The sequence below is a fragment of the Citrobacter sp. CtB7.12 genome, assembly GCF_001297795.1.
GTDB classification, from domain to species: domain Bacteria; phylum Pseudomonadota; class Gammaproteobacteria; order Enterobacterales; family Enterobacteriaceae; genus Citrobacter_A; species Citrobacter_A amalonaticus.
In genome coordinates this window covers 1,672-17,781 of sequence record NZ_LIFT01000012.1, presented here as the reverse complement: position 1 = coordinate 17,781, position 16,110 = coordinate 1,672, and the positions used below count along the sequence as shown (strand labels likewise).

The following is a 16,110-nucleotide window of genomic DNA, read 5'->3' as shown; positions in this document are numbered from 1 at the left end:
AGCGGTAAATGACGGCGTGATGGGGATTGGCTTGTGTATATAGGTATCGTTAGCCTGTTTCCAGAAATGTTTCGTGCAATTACCGATTACGGGGTAACTGGCCGGGCTGTTAAAAATGGCCTGCTGAACATTCAGAGCTGGAGTCCTCGTGACTTCACGCATGACCGGCACCGTACCGTGGACGATCGTCCTTACGGCGGCGGACCGGGGATGTTAATGATGGTACAACCCTTACGGGATGCCATTCATGCAGCAAAAAGCGCGGCGGGTGAAGGCGCTAAGGTGATTTATCTGTCACCTCAGGGACGCAAGCTTGATCAAGCAGGCGTCAGCGAACTGGCTACGAATCAAAAGCTGATTCTGGTCTGTGGTCGCTACGAAGGCATAGATGAGCGCGTGATCCAAACCGAAATTGACGAAGAATGGTCAATTGGCGATTACGTTCTCAGCGGTGGCGAGTTACCGGCAATGGTACTGATTGACTCCGTTTCCCGGTTTATTCCGGGGGTTCTGGGTCATGAGGCATCGGCAACGGAAGATTCCTTTGCGGATGGATTGCTGGACTGCCCGCACTATACCCGACCTGAAGTGTTAGAAGAGATGGACGTCCCGGCAGTGTTACTGTCAGGAAACCATGCTGAGATACGTCGCTGGCGCTTGAAACAGTCGCTGGGTCGCACCTGGCTTAGAAGACCTGAACTTCTGGAAAACCTGGCTCTGACTGAAGAGCAAGCAAGGTTGCTGGCGGAGTTCAAAACGGAACACGCGCAACAGCAACATAAACATGATGGGATGGCGTAAGCCCCCGATTATCAGTTTACCCAGGATAAGAGATTAAATTATGAGCAACATTATTAAGCAACTTGAACAAGAGCAGATGAAGCAGGACGTACCTTCCTTCCGTCCGGGTGATACCGTGGAAGTGAAAGTATGGGTTGTTGAAGGTTCCAAAAAACGTCTGCAGGCATTCGAGGGCGTGGTTATCGCTATTCGTAACCGCGGTCTGCACTCTGCATTCACTGTTCGTAAAATTTCCAACGGCGAAGGCGTTGAGCGTGTCTTCCAGACTCACTCTCCGGTTGTTGACAGCATTGCTGTTAAACGTCGTGGTGCCGTTCGTAAAGCTAAACTGTACTACCTGCGTGAGCGTACTGGTAAGGCAGCTCGTATCAAAGAGCGTCTTAACTAAGATATCGCTCAGGCGACATCCTGTTAGAGGGGCTGGCCAGTTGGCTGGCCCTTTTTTATCTCCGTAACACTCACAACGTTAACCTTCAGTTCATAAATCATTTACAATGCCCCTCGTTCTCTGCGGGAGGGACAGTGAATAACGGTAAATTTCGTCAGTCAGGTTTTCAGCGGCACGCGGCATGTCTCGCGTTGTTTGCGATCCTGCTGATTGTCATTGCCCCGCTAATCTCCGTTGCACTGCAAAAAGATCCAATGAGCGCGATGCCGGGTATGCATCATGAGATGAGTTCGATGGCGAAGCACACCGGGCATCACGGTGATTCTCCTTCCATTCCGATACCTGTCGATCACGGCGAAGCCTGTGGCTATTGTGTATTACTGGCTCATGTTCCAGGGCTTATCCTGGCGATGATGATTCTGCTCTGCGGCGTTCTGCTCAGAGTGCAATGTCAACCCACTCGTCCGACGGTAAAACACTGGTATTTCTTCCCCTGGCTGTATCCTGATACGCGCGCGCCGCCGCGCAGGTCCTCACTTTCCTGTTACTGAAAATAAGATTGACGCATAAGCGTCACGATACTCTTTTGCTTTTTCTGAGGAAAAGTATGACAACCTGCACACCGCGCGCGGCATGGATAACCCTGCTGCGACGCCTTCATTTCTATATCGGCCTGTTTGTCGGGCCATTTATCTTTGTTGCCGCACTGACCGGCACGTTGTATGTGGCGACGCCGCAACTGGAAGAGGCCATTTACGCTCAGGCACTTAACGGGACGACGCAGGGAGAGCCGCAATTGCTGGCGGCACAGGTTGCGATCGCGCAGCAGGTGACCGGTGGGCACCTGCGCCTGCACGCCGTCCGCCCTGGACTGGAGCCGGGCGATACAACGCGCGTCATGTTTGCCGACCCTGCGCTGGCGGCTTCTGAACATCGGGCCATTTTTATCGATCCGGTAACCCTGGCCGTGAAAGGCGATATGCCGGTGTACGGCACCAGCGGTATCCTGCCGCTGCGGCAGTGGATTGATTATGCCCACCGTTCGCTATTGTTGGGGGAGGTCGGGCGTCTCTACAGTGAACTGGCGGCATCCTGGATGTGGGTGGCGGCGCTGGGCGGTATTACACTCTGGTCAGTAACGCGACCCCGGCGCCGGTTGAACAATCCGGTTCAAAACCACCGTCGCTTGCACGTTACGCTGGGATGGCTGTTGTTAGTCGGAATGCTGCTGTTTTCAGCAACCGGACTGACCTGGTCGCAGTGGGCAGGCGGCAATGTGGATAAAATGCGCGCCGCGTTTGGCTGGCTGACGCCACAGCTTAACGCTCAACTTCATGGTGCTCGCCCGCTTCATGATGAGCACGCAGGCCACCATGGCGGCAGGGAGATGCCTGCGGCTCAGGTGAATATCCGTCAGTTCGATACCGTATTACAAACTGCGCAGACGGCTGGCCTCAATGCGCTTCGGATGGAAATTCGTCCGCCGAAGGATGCGCAGCACGGGTGGACGGTAACGGAAATCGATCGCCGATGGCCTACGCAGGTTGATGCCGTTGCCGTTGACCCGACGACGCTTCAGGTGACTGACCATACCCGATTTGCCGACTTCCCGCTGATGGCGAAGTTGACGCGCTGGGGCGTCGATTTTCATATGGGCATTCTGCTGGGATTGCCGAACCAATTACTGCTGATCGGTTTTGGCGTTGGCCTTTGCCTGATGATCGTGATTGGTTATCGGCTGTGGTGGATTCGCCGTCCTGCGGGCCCATCAGCCAGTCCGGCGCAGACGCTGGTTCAAAGCTGGCTCATGTTGAGCGTTTGGGGGCGTACAGGTGTTGGGTTACTGGCGATGACGCTCGGACTGGCAATGCCGGTGCTGGGGGGGAGTCTGCTGCTGTTTATGCTGGTCGACTGGCTGCGCTGGGTTCACGCGTCACGCGCGGGAATCGTGCAGCCAGCCGACTGAGGACTAAGGCGTGCTGATGACCACGGCGACACGGCGGTTTTCAGCGCGACCTTTCGCCGACTGGTTGCTGGCGATGGGGTATTTTTTCCCTAATCCCTGAGTGGTCAGATTGGTGCGCGGAATCTTCGCACCTTCTGACCACGCGTCCGCCACGACATTGGCGCGCTTGAGTGATAACGCCTCATTGTAGCTGTCCTCGCCATAGTTATCGGTATGCCCATCCATACGCGCATGATTCAGACCGACTGAAGCCAGACGAGCGGCCATCGACTGAATCTGCTGCTGGCTTTCCGCACGCAGTTTGTAGTCATTCTTATCAAACAGGATAGTGTCGGAAAGCCCCAGGGACCAGTCTCCCGCGGATTCAGTAAATCCGTACGATTGCATGGCTGCTATCTGCTCAGGGGTGAATTTGCCCTGTGGAGCCTGACAGCCTGCCAGCAGTAGCGTGGCAAGAATGAATGGGGATAAAAGACGCTTAAGCATGTGTGCATTCCTTTTTTATTTTATCGAGCGCACAGCGCGCTGATGTTTAGCCTGATACATATTACGATCGGCCAGTTCTTGTAATTTCTCGGCGGAAGCGTGCTCCCAGGTCAGCGCGTAACCCATACTCAGTGTCATACTGACTAAATGTCCGTTATGCAGGTCAAAAGGACGATTAAACTCTTGTGACAGCGCGGCGCTGATTCGCTGGACTTCATAGTCTGAATGGACGCCGTAAAGCACGACGGCAAACTCATCTCCGCCGAGGCGATAAGGAATATGGCGGTTGCCGCCAAATTCAGCCAGTCGTCTGGCGACTTCAATCAGCACGCGATCGCCTGCGGCATGTCCCCAGGTATCATTTATAAATTTGAAGTTATCGCCATCAAGAAACAGAAGCGCTGAGCTGCTACGGGCTGAATTGTCGTTCATCAGGGCGCTGATGCTGCTCCGGAACGCCGCCCGGTTTGCCAGCCCGGTCAGCGGATCGTGCAGCGCCGTTCGCAATAATTGTGCATTTTTGGCCTGCAAACGCAGCTGCCACTCTTCCATTTCATCCAGCAGGCTGTTGAAGTCCTGGGCAAAATTGTGGAACTCTTCAATCCGCTCTTCAGAGACGCGGCGGGAGAAGTTACGGTTGGTACGCACATCGTGCACCACCTCGGTGATATTTTGCAGCGCCTCAACCACACCACGGTGCAGGTGACGCGTCAGCAAAATGGCAATACCGGAGGCCAGCAGAATCGACCCGGTAAGTACCGCCAGAGAAAGCCAGATGAAGTGGCTGATTAAGCTGTCGCGTGCGGTAAGTCGAACTTCACCGATAATTTCACCACTGTGCCAGACGGGCTGGGCGACGGGGAAGGGAAAGAGCCAGTGACTAATAAAATCCCCTAGCTTATCGTCGTTCTCCAGCGCGTTGTAGCGCCAGGAGGCAATGACATTCTGATTATTGTCGCGAACCTCAGCGGCGGAAAATTGCCCCTGTTGGCCGAGCGCGGCCAGCGTTTCTGCGGCGGCGGCATCATCGGCGAATACCAGCGCAGCTTCCAGACTATGGGTCATTGTCGCCGCCGTGAGCTCAAGGTTCCTTTGTGCATACTGTTTTAACGTCAGCACCGAGGCCACACATAGCAGCAGCCAGATCAAGGTCATGGTCACGATCACGCTGGTGATGTTAATGCGTCGCAACGCTCGCTTAAATGTGGGACGGGGGGTTGGGGAAAGATCCTTATCCATTTTTATTATTCCGTGCGAGCATCAATACATCCGGATTGACTCTTACGCCACTGCGTGACAAGGAATCCAGATTAACGGCGAATCTGACATCATTATTGTTAATAATCAGACAAAAGGTGCTGCCAATAATGCATTCGGCATTCTGTTCTGCAATTAATAACAACGCCTTAGACGGATATTTATTCGCTAATTCAACCTGAGCAGTGGGAGATTCGCTGCCGAAATAAACACCATCACAACGCGCAGTTAATGCTTCTTGTTCGGTGTAAATAATAACAGGTTGATAAGGCAGCGACGTATCACTGCTGTCTCCCAGGACGTTGACGAACCGGGAAGACGAGAAAATACACAGTCTGGGTGGCCCTGAGAGGGCAGGCCAGCGCGTATAGCTGACAATGCCAGAGACCATGGTGCGAACGTTCTTCGCCGCATCAGGGATGTCATTTGCAAAAACTGGCGATCCTGCCAGTAAGAGCACCAGCAGCATCAGGCATCGGTGAGAAGCGGACATAACGATTTCCTCACCAGCATCTTTTATCAGTCATCAAAATACATCCATGTTTTGTTTAAAGCAAAATAGCATTATTTTTGCGGAGCGTCATTATACCTTGTAGATTAACGTATACGCCTTAAGCTAAATCTGACTAAATATTAATTCAGACGTATTGAGCCAGCATTTTCATCGGCACCGTGTTGCCATGCTTCACGCAACTGGCTGGCATTTTCTACGGTATCGCAACTGGCAGGGAAGGTTTTCCCCGTTACGCCTCTGGCATAGACAAAATTTTGCTGACAGGTTTTACGCTGACCTTCTGCATAACCGTTGAGGTATTGCGAACGATCCACCTCCGGGTCGTTAAAGCTATCGGCCAGCGTTTCATTATCTTTAACCGCAACGCCGGAAATTGCATCTTCGATACCGGCGTCATACCAGTTGGTACTGGTCCATGTTGGCGCGTGGGTGTAAGGATCGATCTGGCAGCCACTAAGCAGAAAAATGACTGCGATACTGACTCTTCTCGTCATTGCTCGTTCTCCTGTTTTTCAAAGCATAGCGGACCGTACAATAACCGTGTGTAAATTATTATGTACGATGTGATGGGCTTTAAATCGAACAAATGTCGATTCTGTAACGTAATGTTTACGTATTTTGGATTGATATCTTTACTCGTTGTGTTATCGTTACGTCATCCTCACTGAGGAAAACTATCGCAAACGAGCTAAAACAGGATCGCCATCATGCAAAAAGACGCGCTTAACAACGTACATATTACCGACGAACAGGTTCTGATGACCCCGGAACAACTTAAAGCGGAATTCCCGCTGAGCCTGGCGCAAGAGGCGCAAATCGCCCAGTCCCGCAAAACCATTTCTGACATCATTGCCGGTCGCGATCCGCGTCTGTTAGTGGTGTGCGGTCCGTGCTCCATTCACGATCCTGAAACGGCCCTGGAATATGCTCGTCGATTTAAAGCCCTTGCCGCAGAGGTCAGCGATAGCCTCTATCTGGTGATGCGCGTCTATTTTGAAAAACCCCGTACTACCGTTGGCTGGAAAGGGTTAATTAACGATCCTCATATGGATGGCTCTTTTGACGTTGAAGCAGGTCTGAAAATTGCGCGTCAACTGCTGCTTGAACTGGTCAACATGGGACTGCCGCTGGCGACGGAAGCGCTGGATCCGAACAGCCCGCAGTACCTGGGCGATCTGTTTAGCTGGTCTGCGATTGGCGCGCGAACCACGGAATCGCAAACGCACCGTGAAATGGCATCGGGTCTGTCGATGCCGGTGGGCTTCAAAAACGGCACCGACGGCAGCCTGGCGACGGCGATCAATGCCATGCGCGCGGCGGCGCAATCGCACCGTTTTGTCGGTATTAACCAGGCAGGTCAGGTTGCGCTGTTGCAAACCCAGGGCAACCCGGACGGGCATGTGATCCTGCGCGGCGGCAAAGCGCCTAACTACAGCCCGGCAGATGTCGCCCAGTGCGAAAAAGAGATGGAGCAGGCGGGACTGCGGCCGTCACTGATGGTAGATTGCAGTCATGGTAATTCCAATAAAGATTACCGTCGTCAGCCTGCCGTGGCGGAGTCGGTGGTTGCGCAAATTAAAGATGGCAACCGCTCAATCATCGGCCTGATGATTGAAAGTAATATTCACGAAGGCAACCAGTCCTCCGAACAACCGCGCAGCGAAATGAAGTACGGCGTATCCGTTACCGATGCCTGCATCAGTTGGGAAATGACGGACGCGTTACTGCGTGAAATTAACAAAGATTTGAACAGCCAGTTGGCGGCGCGCCAGGCTTAAGAGGTTCGTTATGGTTGCTGAATTGACCGCGTTACGCGATCAAATTGATGAAGTAGACAAGGCGCTGCTGGATTTGCTGGCGCGCCGTCTGGAACTGGTGGCAGAGGTCGGGGAAGTCAAAAGCCGCTTTGGCCTGCCGATTTATGTACCGGAACGCGAAGCCTCAATGCTGGCTTCGCGCCGAGCCGAAGCGGAAGCGCTCGGCGTACCGCCAGATCTGATTGAAGACGTACTGCGTCGAGTGATGCGTGAATCCTATTCCAGTGAGAACGATAAAGGGTTTAAGACGCTGTGTCCTTCGCTGCGCCCGGTGGTGATTGTCGGCGGTGGCGGTCAGATGGGACGGTTGTTCGAGAAAATGCTCACCCTGTCGGGTTATCAGGTGCGGATCCTCGAACAGCATGACTGGGAGCGCGCGCAGGAGATCGTCGCGGATGCCGGCATGGTGATCGTGAGTGTCCCGATCCATCTGACGGAACAGGTGATCGCAAAATTACCGCCGTTGCCCGCCGACTGTATCCTGGTCGATCTGGCGTCGGTGAAAAACGGTCCTTTACAGGCAATGCTGGCGGCGCACGACGGGCCGGTACTCGGTCTGCACCCGATGTTTGGCCCGGACAGCGGCAGCCTGGCAAAGCAGGTGGTGGTCTGGTGCGATGGACGTCATCCGGAAGCTTATCAGTGGTTCCTGGAGCAGATTCAGGTCTGGGGCGCGCGGCTGCACCGTATTAGCGCCGTCGAGCACGATCAGAACATGGCGTTCATTCAGGCGCTTCGTCACTTTGCGACCTTTGCTTATGGTCTACATCTGGCAGAAGAAAACGTGCAGCTTGAACAGTTGCTGGCGCTCTCTTCTCCGATTTATCGCCTTGAACTGGCGATGGTGGGGCGGCTGTTTGCTCAGGACCCACAGCTTTACGCCGATATCATTATGTCGTCGGAGAGCAATCTGGCACTGATTAAGCGCTATTACAAACGTTTTGGCGAAGCGATCAGTTTGCTGGAGCAGGGAGATAAACAGGCGTTTATCGACAGCTTCCGCAAAGTGGAGCACTGGTTCGGTGACTACGCGAAGCGCTTCCAGAGCGAAAGTCGTACGCTGTTACGCCAGGCGAATGACAGTCGACAGTAATGGCAGGATTATGCCGGATAGCGCCGCTAAAGTGCCTTATCCAGCCTATGCAACATAAACAACAGGCCGGACAGGCATACGCCCTCCGGCCTTGTTGCACGTTAGCTCGGATCGACTGGCACCACGTTCTCACTGGGATAGCAACCCAACACCTTCATGGAGCGAGTAATCTCGCCCAACTCCTTGAGCGCCTTCTGCATCTGTGGGGATTCCAGATTGGCCTGGATGTCGAGATAAAACATCTCTTCCCACGGATTGCCGTGTATGGGGCGGGATTCCAGTTTGGTCATGATCAGATTGTGGTTACGCATCACCAGTAGCGCTTCCACCAGCGCGCCCGCCTGTTGTCCTGTCGCCATCAGCAGCGTTGTTTTGGCTGGCACCTGGTCAGAAACATTGATTGCTTTACGCGCCAGCACGATGAAACGCGTGATATTTTGCGTCTGATTCGCCTCGATACGTTCAAGAACCTGTAAACCATGCAGCACGCCACCGGCTTCGCTTCCGAGCGCAGCAACGTGCGGAGAGTTCGCCTGAGCGACCTTTTCCATTGCGGCGGATGTGCTTTCGGTGTATTCAATTTTCCAGTGCGGATAACGACTGAGGAACTTGCTGCACTGCTGGAACGGCTGCGGGTGGCTGTACACCGTCTCAATGGTGTCGAGGTCCGTGGTACCGGAAACCAGCACGCAGTGATCGATAGTCACCGTCATCTCACCCACAATGGAGAGACTGGTGTGCTGGAGCAGATCGTAGACATCGTTAATCCCACCCGAACTGGTGTTTTCAATCGGTACAACTGCGTAATCGGCCTGGCCGGTTTCAACCTGATTAAAGATATCGGCAAACTTTGTACAACCGCTCTCAATAAACTGCTCAAAGTGACGGGCAGCGTACTGACGTGCCGCAAGATGTGAGTAAGAGCCTTTTGGTCCCAGGAACGCCACGCGCGCAGAATGCGGGTTGATCTTATTCAGATGTTGCTGGAGCAGCGCCTGCTGGGTGAGAACGGAGTCTTCGATGATGAGTTGAAAAAGGCGGGTGATGTAGTGCGCATCCAGATGATGGGCTTTGCCAAGCGTAATCAATCTGTCCAGGAGATCGCGCTCGCGGTCGATATCCCGTACCGGGCGATGGGATTCAAGCTTGGCTTTGCCGACTTCAACTGCCAGCCCACGTCGCTCGGCCAGTAACGCCAGTAATTTTGCATCCAACGCGCTGATTTTATCGCGCAGCGCCAGTAATGGGTTTTCCGATGTCATAGTGTTGCCTTTATTGTTATCAATAAAAAAGGCCCCCCGGTGTGGGAGGCCTTATTGTTCGTCTTCGCATTCTTTTTCACACGACGAAAGCCTCCCATTCAGGGGAAGGTAAAAAAGAATGCGAAGAAGAACGGAGTGTGTTTCATATCAGTTTCCTTAAGTGATGTCAGTAAAGTACCCGTACTGTTTTCACCCTGTCAACAAAAAACGCGCCCGAAGGCGCGTTGGCGATACACTCAATGTAAGGGACTACTCTTCTTCTGCTTCGACGAAGTTGGCGTCTTTTACTGAAGTTGTTGCACGACGGGCTTCGCCTTTGTGCTGCACTTTATTGAGCTGCCGTTCCAGCTTGTTGATCAAATCGTTAATAGCGGTATACATATCTTCGTGTTTTGCGCTGGCGACCAGATGTCCGTTCGGTGTATTGATGGTGGCATCAGCAATGAAACCCTGTGGCTCCTTGGACAGAATGATATGTGGATTAATGAGATGGGTTTGCCATTTTTCAAGTTTGGCGAGACGGTCTGCGACATGTTGGCGAATTGCCGGAGTAATTTCCATTTGTTTACTGGTAATGTTCATTGTCATAAATTTTACCTCTTGTCTTTCCCGTCTTGGTGATTCCAGCATACCGTTCCTAATGTCAAAATGTGTGATTTAAATCACATTATTTTGTCACTTTTTGTCAAGGGTACCTTTTTGTGAGTTATCGCAGGAAGAGGTGATTTTTAACTTGAGGAAAGCCAGAAAGCAGGCCATATTTGATGAGTTGCGTCACGCAAAAGTCATCAGCGCCACGACGCGAAACGGATAAAAAAACGGCAGCTCAGCGCTGCCGTTTTTGCATCTGAAAATCGATCAGGTGTTGCTGCTGTTAGCGGCGATAATCTTCGCCACTTTGTCAGCCTGCGCCGTCATCTGCATTTCGCGATAGGCATTTTCCATCAACGGCAGGGCATCACGCGTTGCCTGCGTATCCGGGAAATCGCGCAGCATACCTTCTACACGGTTAACCACGGCAACCCATGCACCGCGCTGAGTGTAATAATCCGCAACGGAGTACTCATATTTCGCCAGACGATCTTTCAGGAACACCAGACGTTTGGTGGCGTCGGTGGTGTACTGGCTGTTCGGATAACCGCGAACCAGTTTCGAAAAGTCATTGAACGCAGCTCGCGCATGCTGAGGGTCACGGTCGCTACGATCAACACCAAAGAACCCTTGTAATGCGCTGTCATCTAACGCCATATTGGTCAGGCCACGCATATACATGACATAATCAATGTTAGGATGAGTTGGATTCAGGCGGATAAAGCGATCGATGGCAGCCTGAGCAAGCGGCAGATCGGCGTTTTTGTAGTAGGCGTAGATGAGATCTAACTGCACCTGCTGAGAATAAGGACCAAATGGATAGCGGTTATCCAACGCTTCCAATTGCGTTATTGCCTGTTTCCAGTTACCGTCCTGCAGCTTTTGCTGAGCAGTCGCGTAGATTTCATTAGGCGGATTATCGGGCACCTCTTCCTTTGAACCAGAGCAACCCGCCAAAAACAGGCTCAACGTGGCTGCTGCCACCAGATATTTCATGCGCGTCATGACGTTTTGACTTTCCTCAAAATGTTTTACGGGAGATTCTCTGTTCCTGCTCCCGGTTAAGACCAGCTACAATAGCACACTATATTAAACGGCAAAGCCGTAAAACCCAACGTTAAACGAAGAAGCTGTATATGGCACAACGAGTACAACTCACCGCAACGGTATCCGAAAATCAACTCGGTCAACGCTTAGATCAAGCTTTGGCCGAAATGTTCCCTGATTATTCGCGATCGCGCATAAAAGATTGGATTCTTGATCGGCGCGTGCTGGTCAACGGTAAACTTTGCGACAAACCAAAAGAAAAAGTGTTAGGCGGAGAACGGGTCGCCATCGATGCTGAAATCGATGAAGAAATCCGCTTCGAGCCTCAGGATATCCCACTGGATATCGTTTATGAAGATGATGACATCATTGTTATCAACAAGCCACGCGATCTGGTTGTTCATCCTGGCGCGGGCAACCCGGACGGCACGGTTCTGAATGCATTACTGCATTATTATCCGCCAATTGCTGATGTCCCACGCGCAGGTATTGTCCATCGCCTGGATAAAGACACCACCGGGCTGATGGTAGTGGCGAAAACCGTTCCGGCGCAAACGCGGCTGGTGGAAGCGCTGCAACTGCGTGAGATTACCCGTGAATACGAAGCGGTAGCGATCGGTCATATGACGGCTGGCGGCACGGTGGAAGAACCTATCAGCCGTCACCCGACGAAGCGTACTCATATGGCGGTGCATCCGATGGGTAAACCAGCGGTCACGCACTATCGCATCATGGAACACTTCCGTGTGCACACGCGTCTGCGCTTGCGTCTGGAGACCGGACGTACGCACCAGATCCGCGTGCATATGGCGCATATTACCCATCCGCTGGTGGGCGATCAGGTATACGGTGGCCGTCCACGTCCGCCGAAAGGCGCGTCGGAGACATTTATCTCGACATTGCGTAAATTCGACCGTCAGGCGCTACATGCCACCATGCTGCGTCTGTATCACCCGATTTCCGGTATCGAAATGGAATGGCATGCGCCGATCCCACAGGATATGGTGGAACTGATTGACGCGATGCGTGCGGATTTCGAAGAGCATAAGGATGATGTGGCCTGGCTATGAATGAGCTTATTGTCCCGCAGTGGCCTCTGCCGAACGGTGTGGCGGCCTGCAGTTCGACCCGTACCGGTGGTGTGAGTTTGCCGCCGTATGATGCCTTAAACCTGGGCGCCCACTGTGGCGATAACCCGGAGCATGTCGAAGAGAACCGCAGACGCCTGTTTGCTGCGGGCAATCTGCCTTCAAAACCGGTCTGGCTGGAACAGGTGCATGGAAAAGACGTCCTGAAGCTGACCGGCGAGCCTTACGCCTCTAAACGGGCGGATGCGTCATACAGTAATACGCCGGGTACCGTTTGTGCGGTAATGACGGCAGACTGTCTGCCCGTACTCTTTTGTAATCGGGCAGGAACGGAGGTGGCGGCAGCCCATGCGGGCTGGCGTGGATTATGTGAAGGCGTACTGGAAGAGACGGTGGCCTGCTTTGCTGATAAGCCTGAAAATATTCTTGCCTGGTTAGGCCCGGCGATTGGTCCTGCGGCGTTTGAAGTCGGACCTGAGGTGCGCGAGGCGTTTATCGCCAAAGAGACTAATGCGCATGAAGCCTTTGAGCCTCACGGCGAAAAATATCTGGCGAATATTTATCAGCTTGCCCGTCAGCGCCTGGCAAATGTCGGCGTTGAGCAAATTTATGGCGGCGACCGCTGTACTTTTAGTGAAAATGAGACTTTCTTCTCTTATCGTCGCGACAAGACCACGGGGCGTATGGCAAGTTTTATTTGGCTGATATAACCTAAAGAATCAAGACGATCCGGTACGTGTAATTTTCTTTTCACATAATTCAGGTCAATAACCTTGAATAATTGAGGGATGACCTCATTTAATCTCCAGTAGCAAATTTGACCTGTTATGGGAGGAGTTATGCGTCTGGATCGTCTTACTAACAAATTCCAGCTTGCTCTTGCCGATGCCCAGTCGCTCGCACTGGGGCACGACAACCAATTCATCGAACCTCTTCATTTAATGAGCGCCTTGCTGAATCAGGAAGGGGGATCGGTACGTCCTTTATTAACCTCTGCCGGTATTAATGCCGGACAGTTACGCACCGCCATCGATCAGGCGCTGAGTCGTTTACCGCAGGTGGAAGGCACTGGCGGCGACGTCCAGCCCTCTCAGGATCTGATGCGTGTTCTGAATCTTTGCGACAAGCTGGCGCAAAAGCGAGGGGACAACTTTATTTCGTCAGAACTGTTCGTTCTGGCGGCGCTTGAGTCGCGTGGCACACTGCCCGATTTACTGAAATCGGCTGGCGCAACGACCGCGAATATTACTCAGGCAATTGAACAAATGCGTGGAGGTGAAAGCGTGAACGACCAGGGGGCTGAAGACCAACGTCAGGCCTTGAAAAAATACACTGTCGATCTGACTGAGCGTGCCGAGCAGGGCAAACTTGACCCGGTTATCGGCCGTGATGAAGAGATCCGCCGGACCATTCAGGTTCTGCAGCGTCGTACAAAAAACAACCCGGTGTTAATCGGTGAGCCTGGTGTCGGTAAAACGGCGATTGTTGAAGGACTGGCACAGCGAATCATTAATGGTGAAGTCCCTGAAGGGTTAAAAGGCCGTCGCGTACTGGCGCTGGATATGGGCGCGCTGGTGGCAGGGGCAAAATACCGCGGTGAATTTGAAGAACGCTTAAAAGGCGTACTCAACGATCTTGCCAAACAGGAAGGGAATGTCATCCTGTTTATCGACGAATTGCACACCATGGTGGGCGCAGGTAAAGCGGATGGCGCAATGGATGCCGGGAACATGCTGAAACCGGCGCTGGCGCGTGGGGAACTGCACTGCGTAGGGGCGACTACGCTCGACGAGTATCGGCAGTACATCGAAAAAGATGCGGCGCTGGAACGTCGTTTCCAGAAAGTGTTCGTGGCTGAGCCGTCAGTGGAAGATACCATTGCGATACTGCGTGGTCTGAAAGAACGTTATGAACTGCATCACCATGTGCAGATTACTGACCCGGCAATCGTCGCGGCCGCCACGCTGTCTCATCGTTACATTGCCGATCGCCAGTTGCCGGATAAAGCCATCGACCTGATCGATGAAGCGGCATCCAGCATCCGTATGCAGATTGACTCTAAGCCGGAAGAACTGGACAGACTCGACCGCCGCATTATCCAGCTCAAGCTGGAGCAGCAGGCATTAATGAAAGAGTCTGATGAGGCGAGTAAAAAACGCCTCGATATGCTTAACGAAGAGCTGGATGATAAAGAGCGTCAGTACTCTGAATTAGAAGAAGAGTGGAAAGCGGAAAAAGCGTCGCTCTCCGGAACACAAACGATCAAAGCCGAGCTGGAACAGGCGAAGATTGCTATTGAACAGGCGCGTCGTGTTGGCGATCTGGCGCGGATGTCAGAACTGCAATACGGTAAAATTCCTGAGCTGGAAAAACAGCTGGAAGCCGCGACGCAGTCGGAAGGTAAAACCATGCGTCTGTTGCGTAATAAAGTGACGGATGCGGAAATTGCCGAAGTGCTGGCGCGCTGGACCGGTATTCCGGTCGCGAGAATGCTGGAAGGCGAGCGCGAAAAACTGTTGCGTATGGAGCAAGAGTTACATAGCCGTGTGATCGGTCAGAATGAAGCGGTCGAAGCCGTATCGAATGCGATTCGTCGTAGCCGTGCCGGTCTTGCCGATCCAAACCGCCCGATTGGCTCGTTCCTGTTCCTCGGCCCAACCGGGGTCGGTAAAACCGAGCTGTGTAAGGCGCTGGCAAACTTTATGTTTGACAGTGATGACGCGATGGTGCGGATCGACATGTCCGAGTTTATGGAGAAACACTCCGTATCACGTCTGGTGGGTGCGCCTCCGGGATATGTCGGTTATGAAGAGGGTGGCTACCTGACAGAAGCGGTTCGTCGTCGTCCTTATTCCGTTATTCTGCTTGATGAAGTTGAGAAAGCGCATCCTGATGTGTTCAACATTCTTCTGCAGGTACTGGATGATGGTCGTCTGACCGATGGACAGGGGAGAACGGTCGACTTCCGTAATACGGTGGTCATTATGACCTCTAACCTGGGTTCCGATTTGATTCAGGAACGCTTTGGCGATCTCGACTACAGCCATATGAAAGATCTGGTGTTAGGTGTGGTGAGTCACAACTTCCGCCCGGAATTCATCAACCGTATAGATGAGGTTGTGGTATTCCATCCGTTGGGTGAACAACACATCGCGTCTATTGCGCAGATCCAACTGCAGCGTCTGTACAAACGTCTGGAAGAGCGTGGCTATGAAATCCACATCTCTGATGAAGCGCTGAAACTGCTGAGCGCAAATGGTTATGATCCGGTGTATGGGGCGCGTCCGTTGAAACGTGCAATCCAGCAGCAGATCGAAAACCCGCTGGCGCAGCAAATCCTGTCTGGAGAGTTAATTCCAGGCAAAACGATTCGTCTTGAGGTAAACGACGATCGGATTGTCGCAGTACAGTAATTCTTGATGAAATAATTAATGGGCTCTTCGGAGCCCATTTTTGTTTAAAAAACAGGCTAAAATGATGGTTTATAGAGTGGTTTGCCTGGAAAGTGAGCAGTCGATAAGTTTTTTGTATTTTTGACTTGTCAGCCCGAAATAACTCCCTATAATGCGCCTCCACTGACACGGAACAACGGCACACAAGCCGCCGGGTCAGCAGGGTTCTCCGGTGAAAACCAGTGATGAACACCGACAGAGAAAAGCGAAATAAATGCTTGACTCTGAAGCGGGAAAGCGTATTATGCACACCCCGCGCCGCTGAGAAAAAGCGAAGCGGCACTGCTCTTTAACAATTTATCAGACAATCTGTGTGGGCACTCAGAGTGACATGGATTCTTAACGTCG

The 16,110-nt window shown here is 52.6% G+C and carries 17 protein-coding genes and 1 other annotated feature; of the genes, 9 read left to right on the top strand and 8 right to left on the bottom strand.

Annotated features, from left to right (window positions below):
* Positions 1-33 precede the first annotated feature (33 nt).
* The 4 genes from trmD (at position 34) to AOY24_RS15315 (ending at position 3,155) form a co-directional block, all read left to right on the top strand.
* On the top strand, positions 34-801 hold the full coding sequence (gene trmD / locus AOY24_RS15330) for a tRNA (guanosine(37)-N1)-methyltransferase TrmD (RefSeq protein ID WP_054176919.1): 768 nt from the start codon (positions 34-36) through the stop codon (positions 799-801).
* A 40-nt stretch (positions 802-841) separates the two neighbouring features.
* The gene (rplS, locus tag AOY24_RS15325) at positions 842-1,189 is read left to right on the top strand and encodes a 50S ribosomal protein L19 (RefSeq protein ID WP_012134695.1); all 348 of its coding nucleotides are present in this window, start codon (positions 842-844) and stop codon (positions 1,187-1,189) included.
* Positions 1,190-1,323: 134 nt separating this feature from the next.
* Positions 1,324-1,740, top strand: coding sequence for a DUF2946 domain-containing protein (locus AOY24_RS15320; protein WP_042999690.1), 417 nt, complete (start codon positions 1,324-1,326; stop codon positions 1,738-1,740).
* 56 nt (positions 1,741-1,796) lie between these two features.
* A complete protein-coding gene (locus AOY24_RS15315) occupies positions 1,797-3,155 on the top strand; it encodes a PepSY domain-containing protein (RefSeq protein ID WP_054176918.1) in 1,359 nt (452 codons plus the stop codon).
* A gap of 3 nt (positions 3,156-3,158) precedes the next feature.
* Here AOY24_RS15315 and AOY24_RS15310 read toward each other — a convergent pair whose 3' ends face one another.
* The 4 genes from AOY24_RS15310 to AOY24_RS15295 form a co-directional block, all read right to left on the bottom strand.
* Complete coding sequence (locus AOY24_RS15310; protein WP_042999692.1) at positions 3,159-3,641, bottom strand: OmpA family protein; 483 nt, start codon at positions 3,639-3,641, stop codon at positions 3,159-3,161.
* Between the two features lie 15 nt (positions 3,642-3,656).
* On the bottom strand, positions 3,657-4,880 hold the full coding sequence (dgcN, locus tag AOY24_RS15305) for a diguanylate cyclase DgcN (RefSeq protein WP_044255213.1): 1,224 nt from the start codon (positions 4,878-4,880) through the stop codon (positions 3,657-3,659).
* Positions 4,873-5,391, bottom strand: coding sequence for a YfiR family protein (locus tag AOY24_RS15300; protein ID WP_044255216.1), 519 nt, complete (start codon positions 5,389-5,391; stop codon positions 4,873-4,875). The genes dgcN and AOY24_RS15300 overlap by 8 nt, the downstream gene beginning before the upstream one ends.
* Positions 5,392-5,531: 140 nt before the next feature.
* Positions 5,532-5,906 carry a DUF2799 domain-containing protein gene (locus AOY24_RS15295; protein ID WP_044328072.1) on the bottom strand — a complete coding sequence of 125 codons (375 nt, stop codon included), beginning with the start codon at positions 5,904-5,906 and terminating at the stop codon, positions 5,532-5,534.
* A gap of 213 nt (positions 5,907-6,119) precedes the next feature.
* Between AOY24_RS15295 and aroF the strand changes: the two genes are divergently transcribed.
* Positions 6,120-7,190, top strand: coding sequence for a 3-deoxy-7-phosphoheptulonate synthase AroF (gene aroF, locus AOY24_RS15290; RefSeq protein ID WP_054176917.1), 1,071 nt, complete (start codon positions 6,120-6,122; stop codon positions 7,188-7,190).
* A gap of 10 nt (positions 7,191-7,200) precedes the next feature.
* Entirely contained in the window at positions 7,201-8,322 is a 1,122-nt protein-coding gene (tyrA, locus tag AOY24_RS15285) for a bifunctional chorismate mutase/prephenate dehydrogenase (protein ID WP_054176916.1), read from the top strand.
* A 101-nt stretch (positions 8,323-8,423) separates the two neighbouring features.
* Here tyrA and pheA read toward each other — a convergent pair whose 3' ends face one another.
* The 4 genes from pheA to bamD form a co-directional block, all read right to left on the bottom strand.
* On the bottom strand, positions 8,424-9,584 hold the full coding sequence (gene pheA / locus AOY24_RS15280; protein WP_042999698.1) for a bifunctional chorismate mutase/prephenate dehydratase: 1,161 nt from the start codon (positions 9,582-9,584) through the stop codon (positions 8,424-8,426).
* A gap of 22 nt (positions 9,585-9,606) precedes the next feature.
* Positions 9,607-9,731, bottom strand: a sequence feature (Phe leader region).
* The gene (pheL, locus tag AOY24_RS24990; protein ID WP_001386991.1) at positions 9,683-9,730 is read right to left on the bottom strand and encodes a pheA operon leader peptide PheL; all 48 of its coding nucleotides are present in this window, start codon (positions 9,728-9,730) and stop codon (positions 9,683-9,685) included. Its footprint overlaps the feature before it by 48 nt.
* A gap of 102 nt (positions 9,732-9,833) precedes the next feature.
* A complete protein-coding gene (gene raiA, locus AOY24_RS15275; protein ID WP_003031244.1) occupies positions 9,834-10,172 on the bottom strand; it encodes a ribosome-associated translation inhibitor RaiA in 339 nt (112 codons plus the stop codon).
* Positions 10,173-10,442: 270 nt separating this feature from the next.
* Positions 10,443-11,180, bottom strand: coding sequence for an outer membrane protein assembly factor BamD (gene bamD / locus AOY24_RS15270; protein ID WP_044255229.1), 738 nt, complete (start codon positions 11,178-11,180; stop codon positions 10,443-10,445).
* A gap of 131 nt (positions 11,181-11,311) precedes the next feature.
* On the opposite strand from bamD, the gene rluD reads away from it, so the two are divergent.
* The 3 genes from rluD (at position 11,312) to clpB (ending at position 15,723) form a co-directional block, all read left to right on the top strand.
* Positions 11,312-12,292 (top strand): 23S rRNA pseudouridine(1911/1915/1917) synthase RluD, encoded by a 981-nt coding sequence (rluD, locus tag AOY24_RS15265; RefSeq protein WP_044255232.1) that lies wholly within the window; start codon positions 11,312-11,314, stop codon positions 12,290-12,292.
* Positions 12,289-13,020: a purine nucleoside phosphorylase YfiH gene (gene yfiH / locus AOY24_RS15260; RefSeq protein WP_054176915.1), complete on the top strand. Its 732-nt coding sequence runs from the start codon at positions 12,289-12,291 to the stop codon at positions 13,018-13,020. The genes rluD and yfiH overlap by 4 nt, the downstream gene beginning before the upstream one ends.
* Before the next feature lie 129 nt (positions 13,021-13,149).
* Entirely contained in the window at positions 13,150-15,723 is a 2,574-nt protein-coding gene (gene clpB / locus AOY24_RS15255; RefSeq protein ID WP_044255236.1) for an ATP-dependent chaperone ClpB, read from the top strand.
* Positions 15,724-16,110 lie beyond the last annotated feature (387 nt).

Coding starts and splice junctions, on each gene's coding strand:
- AOY24_RS15300 (WP_044255216.1), bottom strand. CDS start 5,391: ATGTCCGCTTCTCACCGATGCCTGATGCTGCTGGTGCTCTTACTGGCA.
- clpB (WP_044255236.1), top strand. CDS start 13,150: ATGCGTCTGGATCGTCTTACTAACAAATTCCAGCTTGCTCTTGCCGAT.
- aroF (WP_054176917.1), top strand. CDS start 6,120: ATGCAAAAAGACGCGCTTAACAACGTACATATTACCGACGAACAGGTT.
- yfiH (WP_054176915.1), top strand. CDS start 12,289: ATGAATGAGCTTATTGTCCCGCAGTGGCCTCTGCCGAACGGTGTGGCG.
- pheA (WP_042999698.1), bottom strand. CDS start 9,584: ATGACATCGGAAAACCCATTACTGGCGCTGCGCGATAAAATCAGCGCG.
- rplS (WP_012134695.1), top strand. CDS start 842: ATGAGCAACATTATTAAGCAACTTGAACAAGAGCAGATGAAGCAGGAC.
- AOY24_RS15315 (WP_054176918.1), top strand. CDS start 1,797: ATGACAACCTGCACACCGCGCGCGGCATGGATAACCCTGCTGCGACGC.
- raiA (WP_003031244.1), bottom strand. CDS start 10,172: ATGACAATGAACATTACCAGTAAACAAATGGAAATTACTCCGGCAATT.
- bamD (WP_044255229.1), bottom strand. CDS start 11,180: ATGACGCGCATGAAATATCTGGTGGCAGCAGCCACGTTGAGCCTGTTT.
- tyrA (WP_054176916.1), top strand. CDS start 7,201: ATGGTTGCTGAATTGACCGCGTTACGCGATCAAATTGATGAAGTAGAC.
- dgcN (WP_044255213.1), bottom strand. CDS start 4,880: ATGGATAAGGATCTTTCCCCAACCCCCCGTCCCACATTTAAGCGAGCG.
- AOY24_RS15295 (WP_044328072.1), bottom strand. CDS start 5,906: ATGACGAGAAGAGTCAGTATCGCAGTCATTTTTCTGCTTAGTGGCTGC.
- AOY24_RS15310 (WP_042999692.1), bottom strand. CDS start 3,641: ATGCTTAAGCGTCTTTTATCCCCATTCATTCTTGCCACGCTACTGCTG.
- rluD (WP_044255232.1), top strand. CDS start 11,312: ATGGCACAACGAGTACAACTCACCGCAACGGTATCCGAAAATCAACTC.